General features: G+C 36.9%; 23 protein-coding genes and 1 pseudogene. 12 read left to right on the forward strand and 12 right to left on the reverse strand.

From position 1 onward, the window contains the following. Window positions 1-272 (forward strand): YjbQ family protein (locus tag QNJ50_RS10655; RefSeq protein WP_300635083.1); only part of this gene is annotated, 272 nt, incomplete at its 5' end. 41 nt (window positions 273-313) lie between these two features. Here QNJ50_RS10655 and QNJ50_RS10660 read toward each other — a convergent pair. The 5 genes and pseudogenes from QNJ50_RS10660 to QNJ50_RS10680 all read right to left on the reverse strand — a co-directional run bounded on the left by QNJ50_RS10660 (window position 314) and on the right by QNJ50_RS10680 (window position 5,697). Beyond that, entirely contained in the window at window positions 314-1,780 is a 1,467-nt protein-coding gene (locus QNJ50_RS10660) for a glycoside hydrolase family 13 protein (RefSeq protein WP_300635085.1), read from the reverse strand. 138 nt (window positions 1,781-1,918) lie between these two features. Further along, window positions 1,919-2,365: a hypothetical protein gene (locus tag QNJ50_RS10665; protein ID WP_300635087.1), complete on the reverse strand. Its 447-nt coding sequence runs from the start codon at window positions 2,363-2,365 to the stop codon at window positions 1,919-1,921. Window positions 2,366-2,646: 281 nt separating this feature from the next. Continuing rightward, window positions 2,647-3,212 (reverse strand): annotated as a pseudogene (gene hemJ / locus QNJ50_RS10670) (protoporphyrinogen oxidase HemJ). 138 nt (window positions 3,213-3,350) lie between these two features. Then, window positions 3,351-4,124: a circadian clock KaiB family protein gene (locus tag QNJ50_RS10675; protein ID WP_300635089.1), complete on the reverse strand. Its 774-nt coding sequence runs from the start codon at window positions 4,122-4,124 to the stop codon at window positions 3,351-3,353. A 238-nt stretch (window positions 4,125-4,362) separates the two neighbouring features. Beyond that, window positions 4,363-5,697 (reverse strand): type IV pilus twitching motility protein PilT, encoded by a 1,335-nt coding sequence (locus QNJ50_RS10680; protein ID WP_300635091.1) that lies wholly within the window; start codon window positions 5,695-5,697, stop codon window positions 4,363-4,365. Between the two features lie 787 nt (window positions 5,698-6,484). Here QNJ50_RS10680 and QNJ50_RS10685 point away from each other — a divergent pair. Next, entirely contained in the window at window positions 6,485-6,856 is a 372-nt protein-coding gene (locus QNJ50_RS10685; RefSeq protein WP_300635093.1) for a hypothetical protein, read from the forward strand. A gap of 442 nt (window positions 6,857-7,298) precedes the next feature. After that, complete coding sequence (gene wecB, locus QNJ50_RS10690) at window positions 7,299-8,405, forward strand: UDP-N-acetylglucosamine 2-epimerase (non-hydrolyzing) (protein ID WP_300635095.1); 1,107 nt, start codon at window positions 7,299-7,301, stop codon at window positions 8,403-8,405. A 2-nt stretch (window positions 8,406-8,407) separates the two neighbouring features. Here wecB and QNJ50_RS10695 read toward each other — a convergent pair whose 3' ends face one another. The 3 genes from QNJ50_RS10695 to hemC form a co-directional block, all read right to left on the reverse strand. Continuing rightward, entirely contained in the window at window positions 8,408-8,698 is a 291-nt protein-coding gene (locus QNJ50_RS10695) for a hypothetical protein (protein WP_300635097.1), read from the reverse strand. Window positions 8,699-8,789: 91 nt separating this feature from the next. Beyond that, window positions 8,790-10,211, reverse strand: a complete 1,422-nt coding sequence (glgA, locus tag QNJ50_RS10700; RefSeq protein WP_300635098.1) for a glycogen synthase GlgA — start codon at window positions 10,209-10,211, stop codon at window positions 8,790-8,792. Window positions 10,212-10,356: 145 nt separating this feature from the next. Then, window positions 10,357-11,328 carry a hydroxymethylbilane synthase gene (gene hemC, locus QNJ50_RS10705; RefSeq protein WP_027844747.1) on the reverse strand — a complete coding sequence of 324 codons (972 nt, stop codon included), beginning with the start codon at window positions 11,326-11,328 and terminating at the stop codon, window positions 10,357-10,359. 1,280 nt (window positions 11,329-12,608) lie between these two features. Here hemC and QNJ50_RS10710 point away from each other — a divergent pair. From QNJ50_RS10710 to QNJ50_RS10725, 4 genes are all read left to right on the forward strand, one after another. Then, on the forward strand, window positions 12,609-12,755 hold the full coding sequence (locus tag QNJ50_RS10710) for a hypothetical protein (protein WP_300635100.1): 147 nt from the start codon (window positions 12,609-12,611) through the stop codon (window positions 12,753-12,755). Window positions 12,756-13,392: 637 nt separating this feature from the next. Further along, window positions 13,393-14,163, forward strand: a complete 771-nt coding sequence (locus QNJ50_RS10715; protein WP_300635146.1) for a pentapeptide repeat-containing protein — start codon at window positions 13,393-13,395, stop codon at window positions 14,161-14,163. Window positions 14,164-14,240: 77 nt separating this feature from the next. Beyond that, window positions 14,241-14,870, forward strand: a complete 630-nt coding sequence (locus QNJ50_RS10720) for a TenA family protein (RefSeq protein ID WP_300635101.1) — start codon at window positions 14,241-14,243, stop codon at window positions 14,868-14,870. A gap of 364 nt (window positions 14,871-15,234) precedes the next feature. Continuing rightward, on the forward strand, window positions 15,235-15,414 hold the full coding sequence (locus QNJ50_RS10725; RefSeq protein ID WP_300635102.1) for a hypothetical protein: 180 nt from the start codon (window positions 15,235-15,237) through the stop codon (window positions 15,412-15,414). A gap of 332 nt (window positions 15,415-15,746) precedes the next feature. On the opposite strand, the gene QNJ50_RS10730 is transcribed toward QNJ50_RS10725, so the two are convergent. From QNJ50_RS10730 to QNJ50_RS10745, 4 genes are all read right to left on the reverse strand, one after another. Next, entirely contained in the window at window positions 15,747-16,724 is a 978-nt protein-coding gene (locus tag QNJ50_RS10730) for a glutathione S-transferase family protein (protein WP_300635105.1), read from the reverse strand. Window positions 16,725-16,853: 129 nt separating this feature from the next. Continuing rightward, entirely contained in the window at window positions 16,854-17,210 is a 357-nt protein-coding gene (locus QNJ50_RS10735; protein WP_300635107.1) for a SnoaL-like domain-containing protein, read from the reverse strand. A gap of 484 nt (window positions 17,211-17,694) precedes the next feature. After that, the gene (locus QNJ50_RS10740; RefSeq protein ID WP_300635108.1) at window positions 17,695-18,156 is read right to left on the reverse strand and encodes a MarR family transcriptional regulator; all 462 of its coding nucleotides are present in this window, start codon (window positions 18,154-18,156) and stop codon (window positions 17,695-17,697) included. Window positions 18,157-18,286: 130 nt separating this feature from the next. Further along, a complete protein-coding gene (locus QNJ50_RS10745) occupies window positions 18,287-18,514 on the reverse strand; it encodes a hypothetical protein (RefSeq protein ID WP_300635110.1) in 228 nt (75 codons plus the stop codon). A gap of 192 nt (window positions 18,515-18,706) precedes the next feature. On the opposite strand from QNJ50_RS10745, the gene ilvD reads away from it, so the two are divergent. From ilvD to QNJ50_RS10770, 5 genes are all read left to right on the forward strand, one after another. Then, window positions 18,707-20,392, forward strand: a complete 1,686-nt coding sequence (gene ilvD / locus QNJ50_RS10750) for a dihydroxy-acid dehydratase (protein ID WP_300635112.1) — start codon at window positions 18,707-18,709, stop codon at window positions 20,390-20,392. A gap of 96 nt (window positions 20,393-20,488) precedes the next feature. Beyond that, window positions 20,489-21,178, forward strand: a complete 690-nt coding sequence (locus QNJ50_RS10755) for an acetoacetate decarboxylase family protein (RefSeq protein ID WP_300635113.1) — start codon at window positions 20,489-20,491, stop codon at window positions 21,176-21,178. A gap of 63 nt (window positions 21,179-21,241) precedes the next feature. After that, window positions 21,242-22,654 carry a cytochrome P450 gene (locus QNJ50_RS10760; RefSeq protein ID WP_300635115.1) on the forward strand — a complete coding sequence of 471 codons (1,413 nt, stop codon included), beginning with the start codon at window positions 21,242-21,244 and terminating at the stop codon, window positions 22,652-22,654. 66 nt (window positions 22,655-22,720) lie between these two features. Further along, window positions 22,721-23,398 carry a DUF1295 domain-containing protein gene (locus QNJ50_RS10765; RefSeq protein WP_300635117.1) on the forward strand — a complete coding sequence of 226 codons (678 nt, stop codon included), beginning with the start codon at window positions 22,721-22,723 and terminating at the stop codon, window positions 23,396-23,398. 206 nt (window positions 23,399-23,604) lie between these two features. Then, complete coding sequence (locus QNJ50_RS10770) at window positions 23,605-24,423, forward strand: hypothetical protein (protein ID WP_300635119.1); 819 nt, start codon at window positions 23,605-23,607, stop codon at window positions 24,421-24,423. Window positions 24,424-24,447: the final 24 nt, after the last annotated feature.

Genomic DNA, 24,447 nt, shown 5'->3' on the forward strand with positions numbered 1-24,447 from the left:
AAAGATTACTGGAAGATATTAAAGTATATTTGCGAAAATTAGCGCCGGAATCAAACAAATATTTACATAATGACCTTCACCTCAGAGAAAATATTCCAGCAGATGAACCAATGAACGCCCATTCTCATCTGATGGCGATTACTTTAAGTAGTAGTGAGGTAATTCCTATTGTTGATGGAAAATTAGCTTTGGGGACTTATCAATCAATTTTACTTTTTGAGTTAGATGGACCGCGTAACAGGAGTGTTTTCTGTCAAGTGTCTGGAGAATAAGTGAATAAATTATTCCTAACTCAATAATTACTAGTAAACAATCATTTTGTTGCAAAAACACAACCACTACGAGGAGGGATTCTTAAATTCAGTAGTTTGCGATTATCGCTTTCAATATTCCATTCCACTTCTTGCTTGCCATAAACAAGTTTTTGAGGCTGGGATTTTAGTTCACTCACATCAATATTTACAGTTGCTTCCTTCATACCAACATTAATTGCAACTATTACTTCTTCAAATCCCAAAATACGTGTAAATACGTAAATTTCTCCTTGAGCAAACAAAACTTGATATTTACCAGTGTGCAAACAAGTATAGCGATTGCGTAGAGCTATTAGTTCACGGTGGATTTTGAGAATATCTTGGTTCCAGTTGTCAGAATGAGGAAATCCACGACGAGAATCTGGATCGATACCACCAGGTAAGCCAACCTCATCGCCATAATAGATGCTGGGAGCACCAGGAAAGGTAACTAATAATAAAGTTGCTAATTCAACACTTGCAACATCTCCACCTGCAATAGTTAGTAGTCTTGCAGTATCGTGGGAAGCGAGTAGATTTAATTGAGTTAACTGAATTTCCCAAGGATAAAGTTTCAGTAATTCTTGGATTTTATGAGCATATTCTGCTGCTGATAAAGCTGGGTAAACTTCATAGTCCCGTCCTTTGACATATTCCCGCATCACGCGATCGCCTGCAGTAAAAGCAATGGTTAGTCCAGTAAATAAGTAATTCATTACCCCATCAAATTGTTTCCCATCCAACCACTGACGAGAATCTCCCCATACTTCACCAACAATATAAGCTTCAGAGTTGATAGCTTTGACTCGTTTCCTGAACTCTTCCCAAAATCCGGGAGTTTTAATTTCAAATGGTACGTCTAAACGCCAACCATCAATACCTACTTTTAGCCAATATTCGGCAATTTTCATGATATATTCCTGAACTTCAGGATTATCATGATTGAATACTGGTAAAGCACGATTTCCTACCCAACCAACATAATTCGCTGGTGAATCTCCAGTGTAAGCTGCAAGGGGCCATCCTTCAATCCGGAACCAATCCAACCAAGGGGAATGGGGACCATTTTCTAAGATGTCGTTAAAAAAGAAAAATCCGCGACTCGCGTGGTTAAATACTCCGTCGAGAACTACTTTAATATTCCGTTGAGGTGCTGCGTGTAGAAGTTCTCGGAAAGCTGCATTACCCCCCAAGATGGGGTCTACTTGATAATAATCATGGGTATGATAGCGATGATTGCAAGCTGATTGAAAAATCGGGGTAAAGTAAATCGCATTTACTCCCAAGTCTTGAATGTAATCTAATTGTTCGATTACACCCCATAAATCCCCACCTTTGTAACCTTGGAGTGTTGGTGGAACTTCCCACGGTTCCCATGAAGGATTGTGAAGTAATTTTCCATCTGTTTGCTGACTTTTGGCGAAGCGATCGGGGAAGATTTGGTAGAAAACTGCGTGTTTAACCCAATCTGGTGTTTGAATCTGCATAGATTAATTTATAAGACTATCCAAGTTTATAGAACTATAGAAAGTCACTAACTTGCAACACGCTATCAAAAAAACAGCAATACGAGTACAGAATTAACGAGAAACCCAAGTGGAATATGGAACTATGCAAATCCTATCCTAGATTAATGTATTTTTATTTACATTTTTTACAGCCCAGGCTAGTTTTTCAAGGCTAACTCTTTTATCTTCTATCCCCTCACATGGTTTTTTAAGATAGCTTTCGATGTAATTGTACTCATTAAGAGCTTCTGACCAATTTCCTGCATTCAAATCTTTCTCAAACATTTGGAAATGTGTCGGTAATTCTTTTTTCTTGTCTGGTGGAATTTCGGGAACCTCTGGAATATAACTCACAAGATTTTTGACCTCAGTAGCTACTTCATGTGGTTCTAATTTTTCACTATCTAAATATGACTCTTTAATACTGACTAAATTATCACTGCTATCTAACTTTACTTTGCATGTTATTTGCAAAATACCAACATTGCGTTCGATCACCTTACCGTGTTTTGCTCTGTATTCCCCTTCACATACACGCACGCGTTCATTTTTCTCGAAACTCATGATTTGTAGTGAAATCAGCTATTTCTATTTTATCTTGCTGATTCTAAAAAGACTATATTGTTACTCAGTAATGAGTACAATAGAAAATAACTATTCAAAGGATATTTACAAAAAATTCTAGAGCAGGGTCATTGCAAGAAAATAAGTATTCAATTGTTGGAAGAATTCAAAATTTGCTAATAAGCCCTAAAATAGCTAGGATCTGATCGCTAATTCTTTATAATGTTTATATTTTATAGCTCCTCCATCTAATTGCTGATGCTTTCTAGTGCGTATTCAATTTAACTAGAAACGCTTAAATCTTTTTTGTGTAAGCGACGTTTACGTGCATACAGTTGGATGATTATGGCAAAGGCTAAAATCGCAATACCTGTTCCCAAAGCTGCAATATTAACTGGTAAATTATTCTTGAAAATTGCCAATAATATCACTAAGCCTAGCAAAATTGTCGGTATCTCGTTAATGCGACGCATTTGTAAACCGCTAACCGAGCAAGTTCCTTTCTCTAGTTGGGTAATTAGACGTCCACAATAAAAATGGAAGCCTATTAACAAAAATACGAAAAAAAAAAAAGCTTTACATGCAACCACATTTCTTTGAGAACATATGGTTCGGTTGAGATAATACCAACTGCCATTACAACTGTAAATATCATTGCTGGCATCATAATTAACTTATATAACAGCTTTTCAATTCGGCTGTACTCTTCCTTCAGAGCCGACTTTACAGGTTCTTCTCGTTCTTCTGCTTCAATATGGTAAATGAAAAGACGAGGTAAATAAAACAAACCCGCGAACCAAGCTACGAAACCGAGGATATGAAATGACTTAAACCAAAGGTATGCCATACGTAAGATAAATACCTGGGAGATTGCCATTTTCTATCCTACAAAAAGCAGTTGACAGAGTTGAATTCATCTAGTGATGTATTCTTGATTCTTAACATTGAGAATATTTTGAAATACTAAATATTTTGAATAAAACCACTACCAGTTAGATTTTTGATTCCTCACTCCCAAATTTTGTAAAATTTTACCAATATTATTCAAGTCTCCCACAATTCGCCGAATGGGATGAGGCCAGACTTTAACTAATGTGGGAGTAGCAGTTACTTGGTTCGCTTCTGCTTGTTCGGGATGACTTAAAACATCAATCACCTTAAGAGTATAGGGATGACCCAAATATTTTTCTAAAATTTCGTGTAAAGTCTGTAAAATATGTTCTGTTGCAGGGCTATGTCCAGCAATGAATAGACGAAAGACATGAGCCTGGGTTTCTGTTTCTGAATTTTCTGGAGAAACAGTTGTTTGTCTATTATTTAAGTCCACAGGTTCAGAAAGATCTAAGCGTAAGACCAAATCATTTTCTTCCCACAATAACGGGAATGAAGAACGATAAGTCGTCAACATCATGCGATCGCACAAGTCTTCATGCCAAGTAGCACTCTGCCATACTAATTCTTTTGTACCAAAAATACAATTTAATAAGGCCTGATAGCGAATTACAAGAGGACTGGCTTCAGCAAAGGTTTTTATCTGTTGGGTGTTTGGATCTAGCCAATGGTCAATTGTGGCAGTATAACAAGGAACTAAAAAGTGAGGTGGTTCTGACAAACCTAAGGTTTCTTGTAAAGTTGCACATAAATGTAAATGCCATCGACCTTGTTTATGGGGGTCAATACAATATACTAAATCTCCACCCGGAGTGAATAGCGCAATCCCTTTAAATAATTTAGGTAGAGATAATTTATCGGAGTCCAAAAGTATAAGCCAATGTCACAATTTGTGCGAACTAAGGACTTATTGCCCTTATTTGCAAGTAGGGAGGATTTGAACAAACAAAAACCTCACTACTTTTATTATTCCATTTGAGAAGCTGGAAATCTTCAAAAATTTAAAACAACTATATAAATAGTAAGAAGTCAGGAGTCAGGAATTAAAAGTAATAAATTACCCATTACCCATTACCCACTACTCATTACCCATTACTCATTATTGCTTAAACACGACCGCGAAGGAATTGCGCCATTTCATTGGGAGTAGGCGACATTTCCAAAGCTGTTTCTTCAGTAATTCGTCCTTCTTCATAAAGCTGAAACAGCGACTGGTTCATGGTGACCATACCGTCATAACTGGCTTGTTTCATCAGTTCGGTAATTTCATCATATTTACCATCAATTACCCATTCTTTGACAGCATCAGTATTAATTAAAATATCGTGGAAAGCTGCACGTTTACCATCGGTAGTCCGACACAAACCTTGAGCGATAACTGCAACTAAAGCTTCCGATAAAGCTACTCGCATTGCATCTTGTTCTTCGCCAGAGTAAAGATTAAGAATACGCTCAATGGTTTTTACGGCGCTATTAGTGTGTAGGGTACCCATGACTAAGTGACCCGTTTGAGCAGCTTTAAGAGCAGTATTTACAGTTTCCTTATCTCGCATTTCACCCACCAGAATTAAATCTGGATCTTCCCGCAAAGCAGCTTTTAGTGCATTATCAAATTTACGGGTGTGCATTCCCACTTCACGTTGTTTGACGAGAGATTTTTGAGATTTGTGAACAAATTCTATGGGATCCTCAATGGTGATGATATTTTTTGCCATCTCTCTATTAATATAGTCAATCATCGCCGCCATTGTGGTAGATTTACCAGAACCAGTCGGACCTGTGACTAAAATTAAACCCTTGTGATAGTGACAAATATCTTTAAATACTAACGGCAACTTTAGTTGCTCCATAGTTAGTATTTTGACTGGAATTAGACGCAACACCATTGCAGAGCCACGCAGGGAACCAAAAATATTAATCCGTACTCGGGCAAAATCGTATTGAGTCGCACCGTCAAATTCAAGTTTTTCTTCAAAACTTTTGATCTCTTCAGGGGTTAATATTTCCCGTAACCATCCCCTGAAAGTCTCCTTATCTGTAACTGGATATTTTGTAGCTTCAATTTCACCACGGTTACGATATCGGGGTACTTCTCCCACACCGAGGTGAATGTCGGAAAAACCATCATCGAAAGCTTTTTTAATTAACTGCTCCAATTTTGGTTGGGAAGAATTATTTCTGGGATTTAAATTATTTCTGGAACTTGTAGGACTCGGTGCTGGTGGTGGGGGAGTTCCCGGACGATGTGTAGATGAATTATTGAAAGCTGGTGGTGGAGGTGGTGGAGATTTAACCACAGGATTAAAAGGAGTTTTTGAAGTAGACATATCTAATGTTTGTGTAACTTGTCGTTGAGTATCGATAGTTGGCTGCACCGTGGCTAGAAAGTCGTCAGACCCATCGGATGTCGAATTGGATAAATTCTCAGATTTGATATCCATATATAGATGCTTGTTAACCCAATTTTTTAAATAGAATTCAACTAAACTATGCTTTTGTATGATTTTGAGCTATGAAAATTTGAGTAACGAAAATCATACTCACGATTTACAAAAAACTGATTTAGTTATGTACAAATTCATTTAACACTCGTGAAGGATAAGTTTTCTTCAGTGAAAAAACTTAAAAATGATGATTTTGAATACTTCACAAACAAGTTTGAGACTATCTGTACGAGCACAGAAGCACAAATAAAAATTTTCAGCCTAAACTCTTAACGTATCAGTATTTAAGCCATCAACAGTAGGATTATTGCTTTTCTCTAAGTCTCACTAAAAATAAATACTCATAGCACTATACAAGCTAAATATGACTGAAGTTATAGGTTTTATAGCTAGGAGCAAAATCATAGATTGCAACGTTATTAAATTATGAGAGTCTAACTTGTTTTCTATAAGAAATGTAAAGTCGCCTCAAATTAAAGATTTAAAGAAATAAAAGTAAAATTTCCTCTTTCCTGAAATATAAAGGGTATCGGAGCCCTTCACGCTATTAATACTTTTGACAGATGGCAAACATGAGGTTGGCAATTAGCTAATAAATTAAGGTTTATCCACAATTACGAAAAATAAACTGTAAAGTTTATTAAATAAAGGCTCATTTAATCAGATGGATTCTATATACTTATCAACACGGAAGAAGAATACTAAATATCGAATCAGTTTAAATTCAGCAGATATTTATTGCTGATTGTTACGGTATAAATCCATTTTTTTAGGAGGACAAGTCATGTCTTTGTCAGGAACATCCAATTTAGGAAAAACCTATTCATTATTAATGGTTAAAAGCTTTTTAATATGGACGTTCACTTTGGCAGTATGCTTGCTTGTTGTTGGTTTTCCACTTGTAGTTTTAATGGCGACAGTCGGATGTTTACTATCCATTGTTCTGCAATCTGTAATGCCTGTTAGTGCAGTTTTACTAGTAGCTGGTGGGTTAATTTCATTTAATGTAATGGCAGTTTTAATCGGAGCTGGTGTATTAACTGCTAAAGGTATTAATCCTACAGAAGTTAGCTGGTTAAGCTGGTTGCATGGAGAGGAAGATGAAATGCAAACTACAGTTTATGCAGCTTGTCCTTTGACTTGTAATATCGAATAATCGAATATCCAAATTTAACTATCTGATTACAAATCATCTAACAACAAATTATCAAACAATAAATCATCAGATAACGAATCATCAGACTACAAATTAAAAATTGACAAACAGCGCATCTGCCCGGTTTTACCGGGTTTTTTCATGTTTAATATTTTTCACGTTTATTTTCATATTTATTTTCGTGTCGAACAAGTTATTACAGAAAATATAAGAGAAGAAGGAAGGGGGAACAGCGCAACTAACCCGCACTTTTCAAAAGTCAAGGCGAATATATCCACAATACAGGAAATGGGAAAATTTTCCTGCGAAGGATCTCTTAAATTTAATGTAGATGGAAGAATATGAGAAAGATTTCAAATTTTGTGATTGCGAACTATTGACTAATGGCTATGGACTTATAACTATTGAAAGAATTACTGTCGTTCACATGATTTGTTAACTAATGACCAATCAAAAGCGCGTTTGTATTATTTTGGGTACTCGACCTGAAGCAATTAAACTAGCGCCGGTAATTCAGGTTTTTCAGAATTATTCTGGTTTTGAAACTCAAGTGGTTTTGACTGGACAGCATCGTGAAATGGTTGAACAGGTTATGCAATTGTTTAATCTAAAAGCGGATGTTGATTTAGAAATTATGCAACCCAAGCAATCTTTGAGCGATATCACTTGTCGCAGCTTGCGTGGCTTAGAAGAATTATTCAATACGAATAAACCAGATTTAGTAATAGTTCAAGGAGATACAAGCACTGCTTTTGCTGCAGGTTTAGCAGCTTTTTATCAAAAAATTCCTTTAGGTCATGTAGAAGCAGGACTTAGAACTGACAATTTATTCAATCCTTATCCAGAAGAAGCTAACAGAAGGCTAATTTCTCAAATTACTCAGTTACACTTTGCACCAACGTCTTTAGCTGTAGAAAATTTGAAAAGTTCTGGAGTTTTAGGTGAAGTGTATTTGACAGGGAACACAGTTATTGATGCACTTTTAAATGTTGCAGCGAAAAAACCTGCTTGTAAGATACCAGGTTTAGAATGGGATAAATATCGCGTTTTACTTACAACGGTTCATCGTCGAGAAAATTGGGGTGAACCATTACAAGATATTGCTCAAGGTTTTTTACAAGTACTAGATAAAAATCCCGATACAGCTTTATTATTACCTTTACATCGTAATCCTACGGTTAGAGAACCTTTACAAGAACTTTTAGGCAATCATCCCCGAATATTTTTAACAGAACCTTTAAACTATGGCGAGTTAGTTGGAGCAATTATGCGATCGCATCTTCTCTTAACTGATTCTGGTGGTTTGCAAGAAGAAGCACCCAGTTTAGGAAAACCAGTTTTAGTTTTGAGGGAGACAACGGAAAGACCAGAAGCTGTGAATGCTGGTACAGCTAAACTTGTTGGGACTCAACCAGAGACAATTGCAATGAATGCAACTGAATTATTGAGTAATTCTACTGCTTATGAGGCTATGGCTAATGCTATTAATCCATTTGGTGATGGTTTAGCGTCGGAGCGAATTTTGCAAAGTGTCAGGAATTTTTTATAGGGTTATTTGGTAATTGGTAATTGGTAATGGGTAATAAGTAACAAGTAATGAGTAATGAGTAATGAGTAATTTATTACTCTTAATTTCTGACTTCTGACTTCTGACTTCTGATTTCTGACTCCTGACTCCTGACTTCTGACTTCTGCTCGCTCGTTAGAGCGCGGTCTGTCCTGACTTCTGACTTCTGACTTCTGATTTCTGACTCCTGACTTCTGACTTCTGACTTCTGGCTCCTGACTCTTACTAACAATTAATTTGATTATTGTTCTAATATATACATTTTTTCCGAGCAAAATTATGTAAAATTTTGTAGGGTAACAGCAGCGCTATTACCCCACAAGCAAACTATATTTCATTCAGTTGAGAATTGCTTTAAGCAATTGTCTATGAATTCATTACTAGGCTTGGTACCTGCTCCTGTGGTTCTTCTTCAGGCAGACCAAGTGTCGAGCGATATAATTTTATATACTGCTCGGCAGATTGATGCCAACTGAAGTTTTCACTCATGCCACGTTTTTGGAGTTCTTGCCATTTCTCCTGATAGCGGAAGCCTTCCCAGGCTCTAATCATACAGGTGAATAAATCCAGTGGTTCGTAGCGGTCAAAGCAATAACCCGTACCTAAGTTATTTCTTGGGTCATGATGGGATACTGTATCTACTAGTCCCCCTGTACGACGGACGATAGGTACGCAACCATAACGTAGGGCTAACATTTGACTGATTCCACATGGCTCAAAACGACTAGGCATTAAGAAAGCGTCAGAACCAGCATAAATTCGACGGGCGATCGCATCGCTGTAAAGTAGATATGTTGCCATGCGTCCGGGATAGCGAGATGCCATTTCCCATAACTGGGTTTCGTAGGAACGTTCTCCAGTACCTAATAAAACTAATTGGGCATCACTATAAGCCATGAAGCGATCGAGAACTTGTAAGATTAAATCAATCCCCTTCTGTTCTACCAATCGCGACACAATACCAATTAAGAAGGCGTTTGAATTAATTTCTAAACCAACTTCTTCTTGGAGAGCAATTTTATTTGCCTGACGTTTGTCTAAGGTATCAACACTGAAGTTTTGGGCAATCTGCTGGTCGGTTTCGGGATTATATAATTCCGTATCGATACCATTAATAATTCCCGATAACTTACCGCTAATAAATGACAGTAAGCCTTCTATGGTTTCTCCATATTCAGGTGTCTTGATTTGTTCGGCGTATGTTGGTGATACCGTATTTACCCGATCTGCAAACTGTACGGCAGCTGCCATGGTGTTATGTCCTTGCATGTACCAAGGGCACCAGGTAATTTTCTGTAAATACCAACTCCATGGACCTTGATAAGCCAAGTTATGAATCGTGAAAACGCTGCTGATATCTGGAGATTGATGCATCCAAACAGGAAGCATCCCCGTGTGCCAATCATGACAGTGAACGATTTGTGGCTTCCAGTAATTCCAACAAAATTCTGCTGCACCATTGGCAAATAGAGTAAACCGCCAATCTTCATCGTCACCAAAATAAATTCGACGCGGCCAAAATGCTGGATGCCCGAATAAATATAATGGCACATCAGTACCAGGCAGAACAGTTTCATAAACTGCAAAATCCTGGAACATGGCGTATCCATGCCAAACAGGTTCGGAAGGAGTTTCCATTTTGTCTGGCAAAAAACCGTAATAGGGCATGAATATCCGCACATCATGCCCCATTTGTCTCAGAATTTTTGGTAGTGCCCCTACAACATCGCCCATGCCCCCAACTTTAGCAATGGGAGCAGCTTCTGCTGCCACAAATAATATACGCATAGTTTCCTGTAGTTTCCCTATTCTGCCCTATGAAAGTAAATGTAACCCAGGGAAAACCCAGGTGCTATATTTCGCGTCTATTAGAACTGTTGTCCAACGGAAATACTTATTTGTTATATCTAAGCACATCTGTTGACACAATAATTCAAGCACCTCGTTGAATTTGGGCAAAAATTTCATTTAAGATTTCTTGAGCGCCCTGTTGCCGCAATTTTTCTGCAAGCTCAGTACCAATGCTTTCTGGGTCTTCTGTAGAACCAGTAACAATATCTTTAACGATTTTCTTACCATCAACACTAGCTACGATACCTGTCAAAGTTAAGCGATCGCCATCCAATTCGCTGTTAACTCCGATGGGTACTTGACAGCCACCTTCAAGATCCCGCAAGAAAGCTCTTTCTGCTAAACAACGATCGCGAGTTGTATTATGCTCGATGGCTTTGAGAAGGGAAATGACTTCTTGGTCACCAGCACGGCATTCAATGCCTAGTGCACCTTGTCCGACTGCGTGAAGAGAAACTTCTTTAGGCAAAATTTGATGAATGCGATCGCCCATTCCTAGACGTTGCAAACCAGCGGCAGCCAAAATCAAGGCGTCATATTCACCTGCGTCTAATTTTGCTAGGCGGGTGTTAAGGTTTCCGCGTACATCTTTAAATGCTAGATGGGGAAACTTATGACGTAATTGAGCTAGTCTTCTAAGAGAAGATGTACCAATTACTGCACCTTCTGGTAAGGTATCAATTTGCTTATCTTTGTACTTGGTATGTACTACTAAAGCATCAGCAGGATTTTCCCTTTCAGTAATTGCTGCTAATGCCAATCCTTCAGGCAAAGTAGTTGGCAAATCTTTGAGGGAGTGCACGGCAAAGTCAATCTCCCGATTCAGCATTCCAACTTCTAATTCTTTTGTAAATAATCCCTTATCGCCGATTTTAGCCAGCGCGACATCGAGAATTTTGTCACCTTGAGTTGACATGGTGTGAACTTCAAAGTTCATCTCGGGGAAAGTGGTTGCAAGTTCCTTTTGTACCCAACGAGTTTGAACCAGAGCTAATTGACTTTTGCGAGAACCGATGCGAATAGTACGCCTAGCAGTAGAAATAACTGATGTCATAAGGAAATATGTCGAATCAGGAGATAATTTCACTGGATCTAGACTACCTTAGTAAGTGACCTTTCTGGGGTGAAATTTTTCCATTTTCGTCAAGTTTATTGTTTTCTTTAAGTTACATTTTTTCAATAAGTTTTGTGACGGAAAAACTAAATAATAACTTTCATGAATTTATTTTTTCTTTGCCGGAAGCAGCTGTTATATTTATGGCTATTTGTAAATACTTAGATGAAAGTTATACGATTGAAAATTTGCAATATCTATGAATAACTAATAGGAAAGAAGAGTAAAAATTTTTGCCAATATATATGCGTTAATTGATGACGACAATCATTTCAATTTTTATTGCTAATATATATTTAATTTAATTAAGAGAAAGAATTTTAAAATCATTTATAAGAGATGTAAGTATTAGTTTTTAAGAGTTTTTCATTTAGTTCTATATATTTATAGTCTTTGCTGTTCAGCGATTAATTGATATTTTTAGGCTGACATATTTTTTTGTTTATGATTATTTAGCCTTTGGATAATTTAATCCTAGGTAAATATTTTTACCAACTAAAACAGCGCATCATACTGGCTGAATTCAGGCAAAGAATAGTTAACTTATGTAAAGCATAAATACACAAGAATACATAAGTTTATTTGGTTTCGTTGGTCAGTTGTCATACATTAACTTTAATTAAAATTCTTTAAGCAAGCTTCACAAGTAGTACAAAAACACTAATCAAAGTAACATTAAGTTTTGAATCACGATTTGAATTTACTTATTGAATTTAATTATTTTTGCCCCTGCGTTCTTAAAGAATTTTTTCTGATTGAAGTAAGAATTTCTCTGGATGAAGAGTGTTTGCTCTATATTTTTTTGTGATGAATGTTACGGCATATAGATGTATAAGTCTATGTATAGCGGTTGCTTAGCAACTTCTAGATCCGACTCGATACTGTTTCAATTATGCTGTGAACGTGATGTAATAAATAATTTATTAGACTAAATTCCCTCTTTATTAGTTGAGAACTTGTATATCTTTAATTTAAAGAGAGATTAATAATTAATACATAAAATATAAACTTAATTGTTCTACGTAAATAGCACGATTTATTGATATTAAACATACAAACATATTTCATGCTTAACAGCGAACAGTGATAAGTATCACTTGAGTATAAGCCACAGATCGCTTCACCTATTTGTTTGTATAAACTAGACTTACTAAAAGATAAAACTTTTTTATGAGTCAAATTTATTATATAATTGATACCAAGAGGTGGTAAGAATTACGATGTTAGAAAAATTGTTGCTAGCCCTTAGCCTCACTTTTGCTCTTAACTTATTTGTCAAAATCGGTTGGCCTGCTCCTAAAAATATTGGTGATAAAATTAACTCATCAGTACCTGCTATCGTGATTTTGACCCAGAGGAGCAACTGAAAGGTTATTCGGCTTAAATAAGATCTATATATTTAGAACAAGTTTGTTTTTGACTTGTTGTTTCTCCTAAAAAATAAGAAAAGGTTAGAAGACAAATATATTTGAACTCTAATCTTGCTTATATGTCCCCTGAGCCCCAATAAATTAGGGGTTTTTGGGTGATAATAAATTTTTAGTTTTATTTGCTTATTTTTATTGGCGTATTTTTATTTGTATGGGTAGCTTTTTAATTTTTCCTATTTTATAGGATATTCAAGCTTTAGGATTAACACTACCACGCCCAGAAGAAGTGAGTTTTGTGCTCCAAGGCTATAAGAATTTAATAACTTCTAATTCTAAAATTTGGAGTGGTGCGTTACGCGATGCTAACAGCACCCTACTTTTGTACTTTAATTTAATCCAAATTTCTTAGATACAAGCTTCAGATATCTTAGGATTACATTCTGCTGAGCCATGTAGTAACTACTTCACGGTAGAGTCTACAGGATTGAACTGATCCTCGAATAATACATCTTTGAAGAATATATCTTCAGTCAATATCGCTTGTGAGCATTTGTTATGAAGATGGGCTAAGCTAAAGTATCAATTTTTATGCAAAGAAGTTGAGTACTTACGAAAATATATTGTTATGCTGATGATGAGTAATCGAGTTTTAGCTACGGCTATATTTGGCTTCATAATAACCTTTGCCACAGATGCACAAGCAGCTAACCCCCAACACCTGAGACAGTTAATAGCAACTAAAGAATGTCAAGAATGTGACTTAAGTGGTGCTGGCTTAGTGAGAGCAGATTTAAGAGGAGCGAACCTGAGGGGAGCTAACTTAAGTGGAGCTAACCTCAGTCGTGCAAACCTCAGTGGTGCAGATTTAACTGGAGCAAATTTGAGTGCTACCGGTTTATTTGGTGTTAACCTGAGTGCTGCTAAACTTACTGGAGCAAATTTACTGGGTGCTGACTTAAGAAATACCTACCTGATGAATGCAGATTTGGCGGGTGTAGATTTAAAAGGAGTAAACCTGCAAGGAGCAGTTGGGATTCCTTTACAAAGTGCTCAACCCAAGCAGTTTTATGCTTGGGGAGTAGCAGCAGCAGAACAGGGTAATCAACAACAAGCAATTGATTATTTCGAACAAGCGATCGCTGCAAAACCAGATTATGCTGGAGCTTATCTCGCTCGTGGAATTGCTCGCTATCAAATATTTGACCGTAAGGGAGCATTCGAAGATGCGAAGTTAGCGGAGAAAATGTTTACATCCCAAAATAATCAACAAGGTTTGATAACTGCTCAAGCTTTTATTCAAGAACTTCAAGCTCCTTTAGAACCAAAGATTAATAAAGGAAAACCAAGTTTTACAGATTTTGTCGGTAGTTTAGGCTCTGTGTTACTTCAATTTCTACCATTTTAATTATTTATGATTTTTCAATTTTCATTTATCATTTCCTCCATATCTAATCCCCCAATTCCCAATTCCCAATCCCCAACATGACTATTTCTGATGAATTATGGTCTGCAAATCAAGATTTAGCACAAGCTTGCTTAGAACATCCATTTGTTCAAGGAATTGGTGATGGTAGCCTAGAACAACACAAATTTGCTTATTATGTTGGGCAAGATGCTTTCTTTTTAGAAGCTTTTGCCCGTGCTTATAGTATTGCAGCTGCTAAAGCACCGAATTGGGAAGGATTTACGATTTTTCATGCTTTAACTACGGGTGTATTAGACGAACTAAAATTACATGAAAGTTATGCAGCTAAATGGGAAGTGGATTTAGATTCTGTAAAACCCACAATCGCTACCCGTCGCTATACAGATTTTTTGCTTGCAACTGCTTGGGGTCAGGATATAGGTGTAACTGCTGCTGCTATGTCTCCTTGCATGGTTTTATATAGTTTTTTAGGTACGGAGTTATCTTTTAGGGAAGGTGATGCTCCTGATAACCCCTATAAAGATTGGGTTCAAACCTACAGTAGTTCTGATTTTCAGCCCTTAGTAAAGCAGTTAGAAAATTTAGTCGAAACTTATGTCGGTGATTCAGCTTTAGTAAATTCTACTTACCGTTATGCAATGTTATGTGAATGTGAGTTTTTTCAAGCAGCTTGGGAAGTTAGGTAAATGTCTTAAATAATCTAGTAATTTAATGTGGGTTACATTAATTCAATGAAACGCTTATTAATGGGTGCTTTAAGCAGGTAAAAACTGTCAGAATTCTACCCTTACTTCATATAAATTTTTATTAAAAAAAGAATTTGTCCCGAGTTTGTCATTTTTTATGGATATGTTTATATATAAGCTCAGGAAATCAAGCCCAGAGTTGCAGTATCAATTCTCAGAATAAACCTTTATTCAAAAGGGTTTCCTTATAATAATCCTTATAGGGAATATCCTTTTCAAACAGTTAATTATGTTAAAGGTATCTTACTTGAGATTTAGTGTATCTGTTCAAATAATTCGGAACTACAAAGAGAGGGATTAAACCATGAACAATAACATTCAATGGAAAAATTCAGTTAATGATATCCAATGGGATGGTCTAATGGTTGAAGAATTTCATCTAAAAGAGCAGACTGCTGCAGTCAATAATGGGAATTTGAATCTGCAATTGTGGCGCATTTTATTTTTGTTAACACTTGGTCTTTGTGTTTTTAATAATTTCTAATATCTTCTATAACGCCCTTGATGTCGTGCTTTCAGCCTGATAGAGTCACTACTAAAAACTTTATAAGCGGCAATTTTTCCTTCTAAAATTAATTTCAGTTATTACCCTAAGATTCACCCCATATTTTGGTCTATCTGACATTATCGTTGCTAAAAGTGTCACAAAATATATTCCTTTAATTTAAGGAAAATATTTCGAATAAATCAGTTATGAGAAATTAGTTCTAAAAAATTAATTTCAATAAATTTACTTTCAAGAAATTCACTTAAAAAATCTAGGCGCTCACATGCGCCTAGAATAAGATAGGATTTTTGAGAGTGTTAAGGGAGCAATCAAACGAATTGTGCAGATGAAATTTTTTCCCGATTATGGGGTGTACTAAAATCAATTTGAGGACCGACGGGTACAATTGCAGTGGGATTAATTGAACCGTGACTTTGATAGTAATGTCCCTTAATATGTTTTAAGTTTACCGTATCGGCAATTTTGGGAATTTGGTAAAGTTCGCGGGTATAAGCCCAAAGATTTGGATAGTCTACTAACCTTCGCAGGTTACATTTGAAATGTCCTACATAAACTGGGTCGAAACGTAGTAAAGTCGTAAAAAGTCTCCAGTCTGCTTCTGTAATTTGGTTTCCGGTTAGATAACGATGAGTTGATAAACGTTCTTCTAACCAATCTAAAGTTTCAAATAAAGGATAAATTGCTTCTTCGTAAGCTTCTTGAGTAGTAGCAAAGCCAGATTTATAAACACCATTATTGACTGTGTGATAGATGCGGTCATTTAAAGCGTTAATTTCTTCCCGCAAAGCTTCTGGATAGTAATCACCGGTTACAGCACCAAGATTATCAAAAGCACTGTTAAACATCCGAATAATTTCGGAAGACTCGTTATTAACAATCGTGTTAGTTTTCTTGTCCCATAAAACCGGTACTGTAACGCGTCCGGTAAAAGATGGATTTACTTTAGTATAAATTTGATGGAGAAATTGAGCATGATTAATTGGATCGGGGATGGTTCCTTCTCCTGAATCAAAAGTCCAACCATGTTCTCCCATAAACCAATGGACTACAGATACTGAAATCATTTCCTCTAATCCCTTGAGTGCTCTAAAAATTAGAGTGCGATGTGCCCAAGGACAAGCGTAGGATACATAAAGATGGTAGCGTCCCGCTTCAGCTTTAAAACCGCTAGAACCATCTGCTGTAATCCAGTTGCGAAATTGCGAATTTTGTCTGACGAATTTACCACCGGTTTTTTCTGTGTCGTACCAGCGATCGTGCCAAACTCCATCAACTAATAGTCCCATGGAAGATGCTCCTTTTAATTAGAGTGTTGAATATTTTGATAAAGCAGAAACATAACTTTTAGCCAAAATTAATTTCTGGAGACGTACCGTGGTACGTCTCTACATAATTTTTGAAGATGTTTTTGACTATTAGGCTCCGTAGTAATAACGTTCCTCTACAACTTTCCCATCTTTCCACACTTGAATACAGGCTTGATTATAAGTACGCTTACCCCATTCACTGTGGGTATAGTCGAGAAACCATTCTGAAATAATCAAATTATCTGCATAAGCCACATTTTTTACCTCTGCACCTCGAAATTCAGATAGCTTAGAAAAAAAATCTAACTCTCGCTGACGATTGGCTTCTTTTCCTATAGTTGGAGGATTACCATTTTCTTGCATTACTACATCTTCTGCGTAGTATTTCTCAAATGCATCCATTGCTTTACCTTGAAGTACTAGGTTTTGGATGTCTTCAAATGCAACTTTCAAATCAGTACTCATAAATACCTCGCTAACTGTTGGTGTTTGTAAATTTAGTAAGTAAATGTTTTGGGACAAAGCTATTTGTCACGCTATGGTTTCAAAACTTTTTAGCTTCAAAACTTCATGCACTCAAAGCATCTAAGTAGGGTTCTGGAAAAGCACGACCTAAAGAACGCAGACTTTCCCTATCATGTAAAAATAGTTCAAATATAGATATTCTAAATACAAACTATTTGCTAGGTATCGACATAACTGAGATTATTTTTTCGCTGCATTGTTTTTTGACAAGAATAAAGATTTTACATTCTTGTTCGCAATCGCCTCTGACAAAGAGATTTCAAAGCTCAAGCACCCAAAGTTTTAAGCATAAAGGGTACAACTTAAAATAATCTAAGTTTATAAAAACGGTGTTTAGCCAGAATTGTTTCAATCCATATAGTTTGAACTCGAACTATCTCTAAAGCTAAGTTAACAAAAAGTAGTTTGAGTGTCAACTATCTATCTAAAAACTTTTTTCGCTCTCAAAAGCGTTGCGCAATCTCGCCAGTAGAACTCGCAAAAGTTCCAATTCAGAGGGGTCGAGGCGCTCGAAGCATTCTTTGAGGTAAGCAATATGAACAGGAAATACGCGATCGAACATTTTCTCGCCTTCGAGGGTAAGTACGATTAGAAAGCTGCGGCGATCGCTTTCAACGACTTGGCGATAAACTAAGTTTTTGCGTTCTAGTCGGTCGATGACACCGGTCAGGGTACCTTTGGTAACTAAGGTTTTTTCGGCAAGTTCGGTCATAGTCATACCCTGTGTATTACCCAAGGTGGCGATGACGTCAAATTGACAGGTAGTCAAACCGAGTTTGCGAATGTGGGCGTCTGCATAAGAAGCAAATGCTTGATATGTGGCCGCCAATTCACGCATTGTGGGAATGAAAGATGCTTTAGGTGGTTTATTTTGCTCGCTTACCATTAAAGTTGTGGCGATGAATTCATATTAAGTTAGATAATCTAAGTATAAACAATATTTGATTTCAATCCCTTAAATTTTTATCTTGCAACCGAATGCGATAACACGCCATAAAAATAAAGGGACTTCCAACCTATTCTACAACTTCAGGAGCTCCCTTAGAAGCAAGATAAACCTTTACACCTGGGAGGAATTGAGAATTGTCCCCTTTGACAATAAAATCAACTAATTCATTTTGAACTGTGTATTTCTCCAAACCAATAGCACACGGAACTTCTGGAACAGCAACAGTAACTCCTATCCCACTTAGGGCGATCGCAGTTCCAATAATAAAGCTCCATTTAGTATAGTTAAACGGCATAGTGACACTTCATTATAATTTCTTCGTATATTATTACTAACTTTCAGCGCTAAACTATCAACTATCAAGCAATGCTTCTGAAAATTAAATTTGTACTAACAACCATCAACCGATCGCAGAATAACTGACAACTGTCAACCAACTTTCTGATACTCTGAGTATTCAGAGAGGAGAAGCCCTAGAGGAATCTAAATGTCAGAAAATTTGAGAAGTCGAGCAATTACACAAGGTTCAGAAAGAACACCAAATCGCGCCATGCTCCGCGCAACTGGTTTTGGTGATGGAGATTTTACTAAACCCATCGTGGGAATTTCCAATAGTTTTAGTACGATTACCCCTTGCAATATGGGGATAAACCAGTTAGCTCAAAGAGCAGAAACTGGGATTCGGGAAGCTGGGGGAATGCCCCAAATGTTCGGTACCATTACCGTAAGCGATGGTATTTCCATGGGTACTGAGGGTATGAAATATTCCTTAGTATCGCGGGAAGTTATTGCTGACTCCATTGAAACAGCTTGTACTGCTCAAAGCATGGATGGTGTTATAGCTATCGGTGGTTGCGATAAAAATATGCCTGGTGCAATGATTGCCATTGCAAGGATGAATATTCCGGCTGTGTTTGTTTATGGTGGGACGATTAAACCGGGACATCACGACGGACGCGACTTAACTGTTGTCAGTGCTTTTGAGGCTGTTGGTGCTTACAAAGCTGATAAAATTGACGATAAAGAATTATTAGAAATCGAACGTAAGGCTTGTCCTGGGGCTGGTTCCTGTGGTGGAATGTTCACTGCAAATACCATGTCTTCTGCTTTTGAAGCCTTGGGAATGAGTTTACCCTATTCTTCGACAATGGCTGCAGAAGATGCAGAAAAAGCTGACAGCACGGAAAAATCAGCATTTTTCTTAGTAGAAGCCATCCGCAAACAAATTTTACCCCGCCAAATCATTACTCGTAAATCTATAGAAAATGCTATTTCGGTAATTATGGCGATTGGTGGTTCTACCAATGCAGTCTTACACTTTTTAGCGATCGCTCGCGCTGCTGGTGTGGAACTTACCCTAGATGATTTTGAAACTATTCGTACCCGGGTTCCGGTTTTATGTGACTTAAAACCCAGTGGGAGATATGTGGCTACGGATCTACACAAAGCTGGTGGAATTCCCCAGGTAATGAAAATATTGCTGGAACATGACCTATTACATGGGGACTGTTTAACTATTACCGGTCAAACTGTGGCTGAAGTTTTAGCAGACGTACCTGCAGAACCATCAAGTAATCAAGATGTAATTCGTCCTTGGGATAATCCCATGTATAAGCAAGGACACCTCGCCATTTTGAAAGGTAATTTAGCACAAGAAGGTGGCGTTGCCAAAATTACTGGGGTGAAAAATCCCAAAATTACTGGTCCTGCGCGGGTATTTGAATCGGAAGAAGATTGTTTAGATGCAATTTTAGCCGGCAAAATTAAAGCTGGTGATGTAGTTGTTGTCCGTTATGAAGGACCAAAAGGTGGTCCGGGAATGCGGGAAATGTTAGCCCCAACTTCGGCGATTATTGGTGCTGGTTTGGGTGACTCTGTTGGATTAATTACTGATGGACGTTTTTCTGGTGGTACCTATGGTTTGGTGGTCGGTCACGTTGCTCCAGAAGCAGCAGTTGGCGGTACTATCGCCCTTGTAGAAGAAGGTGATTCCATTACAATTGATGCTACAGCACGTTTGTTGCAATTAAATATATCCGATGAAGAATTAGAACGTCGTCGGGCAAATTGGAAGTCGCGATCGCCACGTTACAATACAGGAGTATTAGCAAAATATGCCAAATTAGTATCTTCTAGTAGCTTGGGAGCTGTAACCGATTTGGATCTGTTTTAAATTAAAATTTAACTAGTAATCCGCCACAAAATAATGGCAGATTATAAATCAATAATTTCTTGTAGAGAGACGCGACATGTCGCGTCTCAGATGACTATGACATATCCACCCGCTCCTTGGCGACTTCAAGGCTTTGCTATTCAAAGTTTAAATTTAGTCGATAGTAAAGTCGCAAAAGATTTTGTCCCATCGCAATTAGAAATTGTTTCATTCTTACCAGGAAAAACCTTGGGAGGAATTTATATCTCTTCCTATAAACCAGGTTCGTTAGTGGAATACAACGAATTAATAGTTGTTCCAGGATATGTCCGGTATCAAGGGAAAACAGGATTTTGGATTTCTCATATTTATGTTGACAATGAAGATTCAGTTGCTGGGGGTAGAGAAATTTGGGGATTACCCAAAGAAACGGCTGAATTTAACTGGGAGAAAGAGAGCGTTAGAATCTATCAAGGTCAGGACTCTCAAGGTAACAATGAATTATGCTATCTAGAATATCATCAAGGATTATTTAATTTATCTACATGGTGGGAACCAGAAGTCAGTGGTAATTGCTTTAGTAGTTTGGGTTCGGATTTACTATTTTTTACTAGTCAATTTAAATCTAAAATCGCTTTGCTCAAATCTAATTTAGAAATTCCGACTTCCAGCCCATTTGCACCTTTAAATTTAGGTAAACCTATTTTAACTTTAAATTTACAGGATTTAGAATTAGTTGCTGGTGTACCGAAAACTATCAAAAATACTGAACCCCAGACACAAATACACAAAACAGAAAATATATAAAAATATAAATATATAATTGTTAATTTTTAAACCTGATAGTCGAGATTGGTGGAGTAAAATTTTATGTCTCAGGATACTAACGAAGTATTAATTTTAGAAGAAGGACAAACCCCACCACCAGGAACAAAAAGTCCCCCAAGAAAGCCCCAGTGGTACGACACTTTTACCTATATTAATAACCCAGATAAATTTTGCCGTCATAACCTAGAAAAGTATGGACCAATTTTTTGTACGGGTGTTTTTGGTGGTACAACTATTCTCGTTGGTTCTGCAAAAGCAATTCAAATGGTATTTAATGGTGACTTAAAGTATACCGAGATTGCTTTACCCAGCACCACTATGGATATGTTTGGCGAGTATAGTTTGTTTCAACGACCTGATTTACATCGCCAACGTAAAAGTGCTTTAAGACCTGGTTTAACTGGTCGCTTATTAGAAGGTTATGTTTCGCATATCAATAACGTAGTTAGAAATGGTTTAACACAATGGGATATTTCTCAAAGTATTGGGATTTATCCAGCAGTAGAAAAAATCTGCTTTAATGTTCTGACTCCTTTGTTGTTGGGAGTCAAATTAGATGATACCGATCCAAAAAGTTTTGCAGGTTTACCTATATCTAGTCAGATAGAACTAAAAGCTTTATATAAGACTTATTTTGATGGTTTCTATGGCTTATTGAAATGGGAATCACCCTTAACTGCTTATGGTAGAGGCATTAAAGCACGGAGACAACTGCTAGAGTTTATGCGTGCAGTTATGAAGCAAAGACGAGAAAAAGCTATCGATCCAACAAGTGACTTTTTAGGGATGATGCTTGCAGAACAGCAGGAGAATCCCGATGGTGTCTTTAGCGATACTTTAGTTGAAAACCAATGTCTGCTACAGTTATGGGCTTCCCATTACGAAATTTCAGGTTTAGTATCATCCCTGATTTATCAGTTAGGACAATACCCCCAGGTACTCAAAAAGCTACGGGAAGAACAAGCTCAATTAAACGATAAACAAAGTAATTCCCATAGCTTTTCGCCAGAACAAATCAAGCAGATGGTATTTTTGGAAGCAACTATCAAGGAAACTCTGCGAACTTTACCACCTAGTTCCACTGCAAACCGTCGTCTTACGAAGTCGGTAGTTTTAGATGGAGTACTGTACCCTCAAAATTCTACTATCATTGCCGAACCGCGAATAGCACACATCATGCAGAAACATTTTAGTAATCCAGAAAAATTTGAGCCAGAATGTTTTTTCGCACCAAAGAATGAAGGTAAAATGTACGAATTTATTCCTTTTGGTGGTGGCGTACATGCTTGCTTAGGCGCACAAATGGCAATGGTAATAACAAAAATTTTTGCTTCACATCTCATAAATTTATTTAACTGGCGATCGCCTGGAGAAGCCTCATTTGTACAGTTTCCCTTAAAGAAACTCAAAGATAATTACCAAATTAACCTGCAAAATTATTCGAGTTCTACTTAAACTTTTGTTTTCAAACAATATTTTCAATCTTAAAAAAATCGTTTATTTCTAGGTGTTAGGTAAACAATGAAAGCAAAACATATCATAAACTTCCATAAAGGAACGAGTTTTCTGTTTATTTTAGGACTAATGGTGATATATCAAAACTTTACCATTGGACCTTGGATTTATTTAGCTTTGCACGGTACTTATGGGATAATGTGGCTTCTTAAAGACCGTATATTTCCCGATAAACAATGGGAATTAGAAATTTCAATTCCTCAGGGGTTCGGGATATTAATTCTCATCAGTTTATATTGGGTCGCTCCATTTATTTTGGTTAGCAGTGGTTCGGAGCCTTCAACACCGTTAATTGCGGCTGCTGTCTGTGTTAACTTATTAGGGGTATTGTTGCATTTTGGTAGCGATGCACAGAAACACTACACCCTAAAATATAAATCGGGACTAATTACAGAAGGATTTTTTGCTCGCTGTCGCAATCCCAACTATTTAGGAGAAATCCTTACTTATACTAGCTTTGCGATGTTGGTTCAAAGTTGGATTCCTTTTGGTATTTTGGGCTTTTTCGCATCAATAGTATTTATTCCCAATATGCTTAAAAAAGATAAATCACTTTCCCGCTATCCAGAATTTGAGGAATATAAAGCTAATTCGGGATTAATTTTACCTAAATTATTTGGATTTGGAACTGGTACTTCAACTCAAATCTCAACAACAGCAAATATATCTCAAGAAAATCGTTAATTTAATTATTTTGTAAAAGCAAGACTTAATCAGCTTTACAACAGTTTAAAAGAGGTCTATCTGCTAAGTTTTCAAGTTCTTAGGACTGGAGCAAAGTAGCCCATTTTTCTAATAGTAATATACTGAAAAAAACCTAAGTCTTATAGGTGCTAGAAAATAAAGTTATCACCAAAAATTAATGCATTTTATCAGTGAGAGAAAGTAATATGCCAGTAGTTCTGATCAAAGGTATTTTCAAACCTGCTGCTGGTATACCTGACGGTGATACGATTCGATTTGCTCCATTCGATCCATCTCTTCTACTAAGGTTAGAAATAAAAAGTAAAAATCCCCGTATAAACTCAAATAATGGCACAATTTCCCTACGCTACGAAGGAATTGATGCTTTAGAAAAAGATGCTGTTGAATCCTTTGCTTCTCAAGCTACCACAACTAACCTAAAGTTATTAGGTTTAAAAGGAGTAAATGATGAAACTGAAGGTTATATACTTGCTAGCCACATTGGAACTAATGGTAGACCAATTTCCTTTGTATTTTCTGGGACAACAGATGAGAAGGATGGTTCCAGAATATTCCTCGATCCAGAAAGAATGAAGGATAGTGTCAACTACAAACTATTGAAAATTGGCTTAGTGTATCCATTATTTTATGATAATCTTTTTCCCGAATTGAGAGAGACATTGGCTTCGACAACAGCTTCAGTACGAGAGTCGGGGTTAGGAATTTGGCCTAAAGACAGAACAAAAAAAGGTGCAACCTGGAGAGGTGCTCGTTCTTTGGCAAAACTTCCACCAATATTTCCTAAATTGTGGCGCAGATTAGAAAACTATACCCAAGTTCGTGATTTTAAACATCGTTGCGCAACCTTAAGGTATTTTCAGGAATATTTACAAACAAAGCACGATCGCATTTTTATTGTTTCTGAATCTAGATTTACTAGTTTGGCTCGCATTGTGGCGATCAATCGTAATAAAATTAGTCTTTCCTATTTACCTGAAGATTTAGTATTTCAGAGGATGCTTTAAAAGTAGGGTATATTTGAATGAAGA

The sequence above is a fragment of the Mastigocoleus sp. MO_188.B34 genome, from assembly GCF_030065675.1.
Classification (GTDB): Bacteria; Cyanobacteriota; Cyanobacteriia; order Cyanobacteriales; family Nostocaceae; genus Mastigocoleus.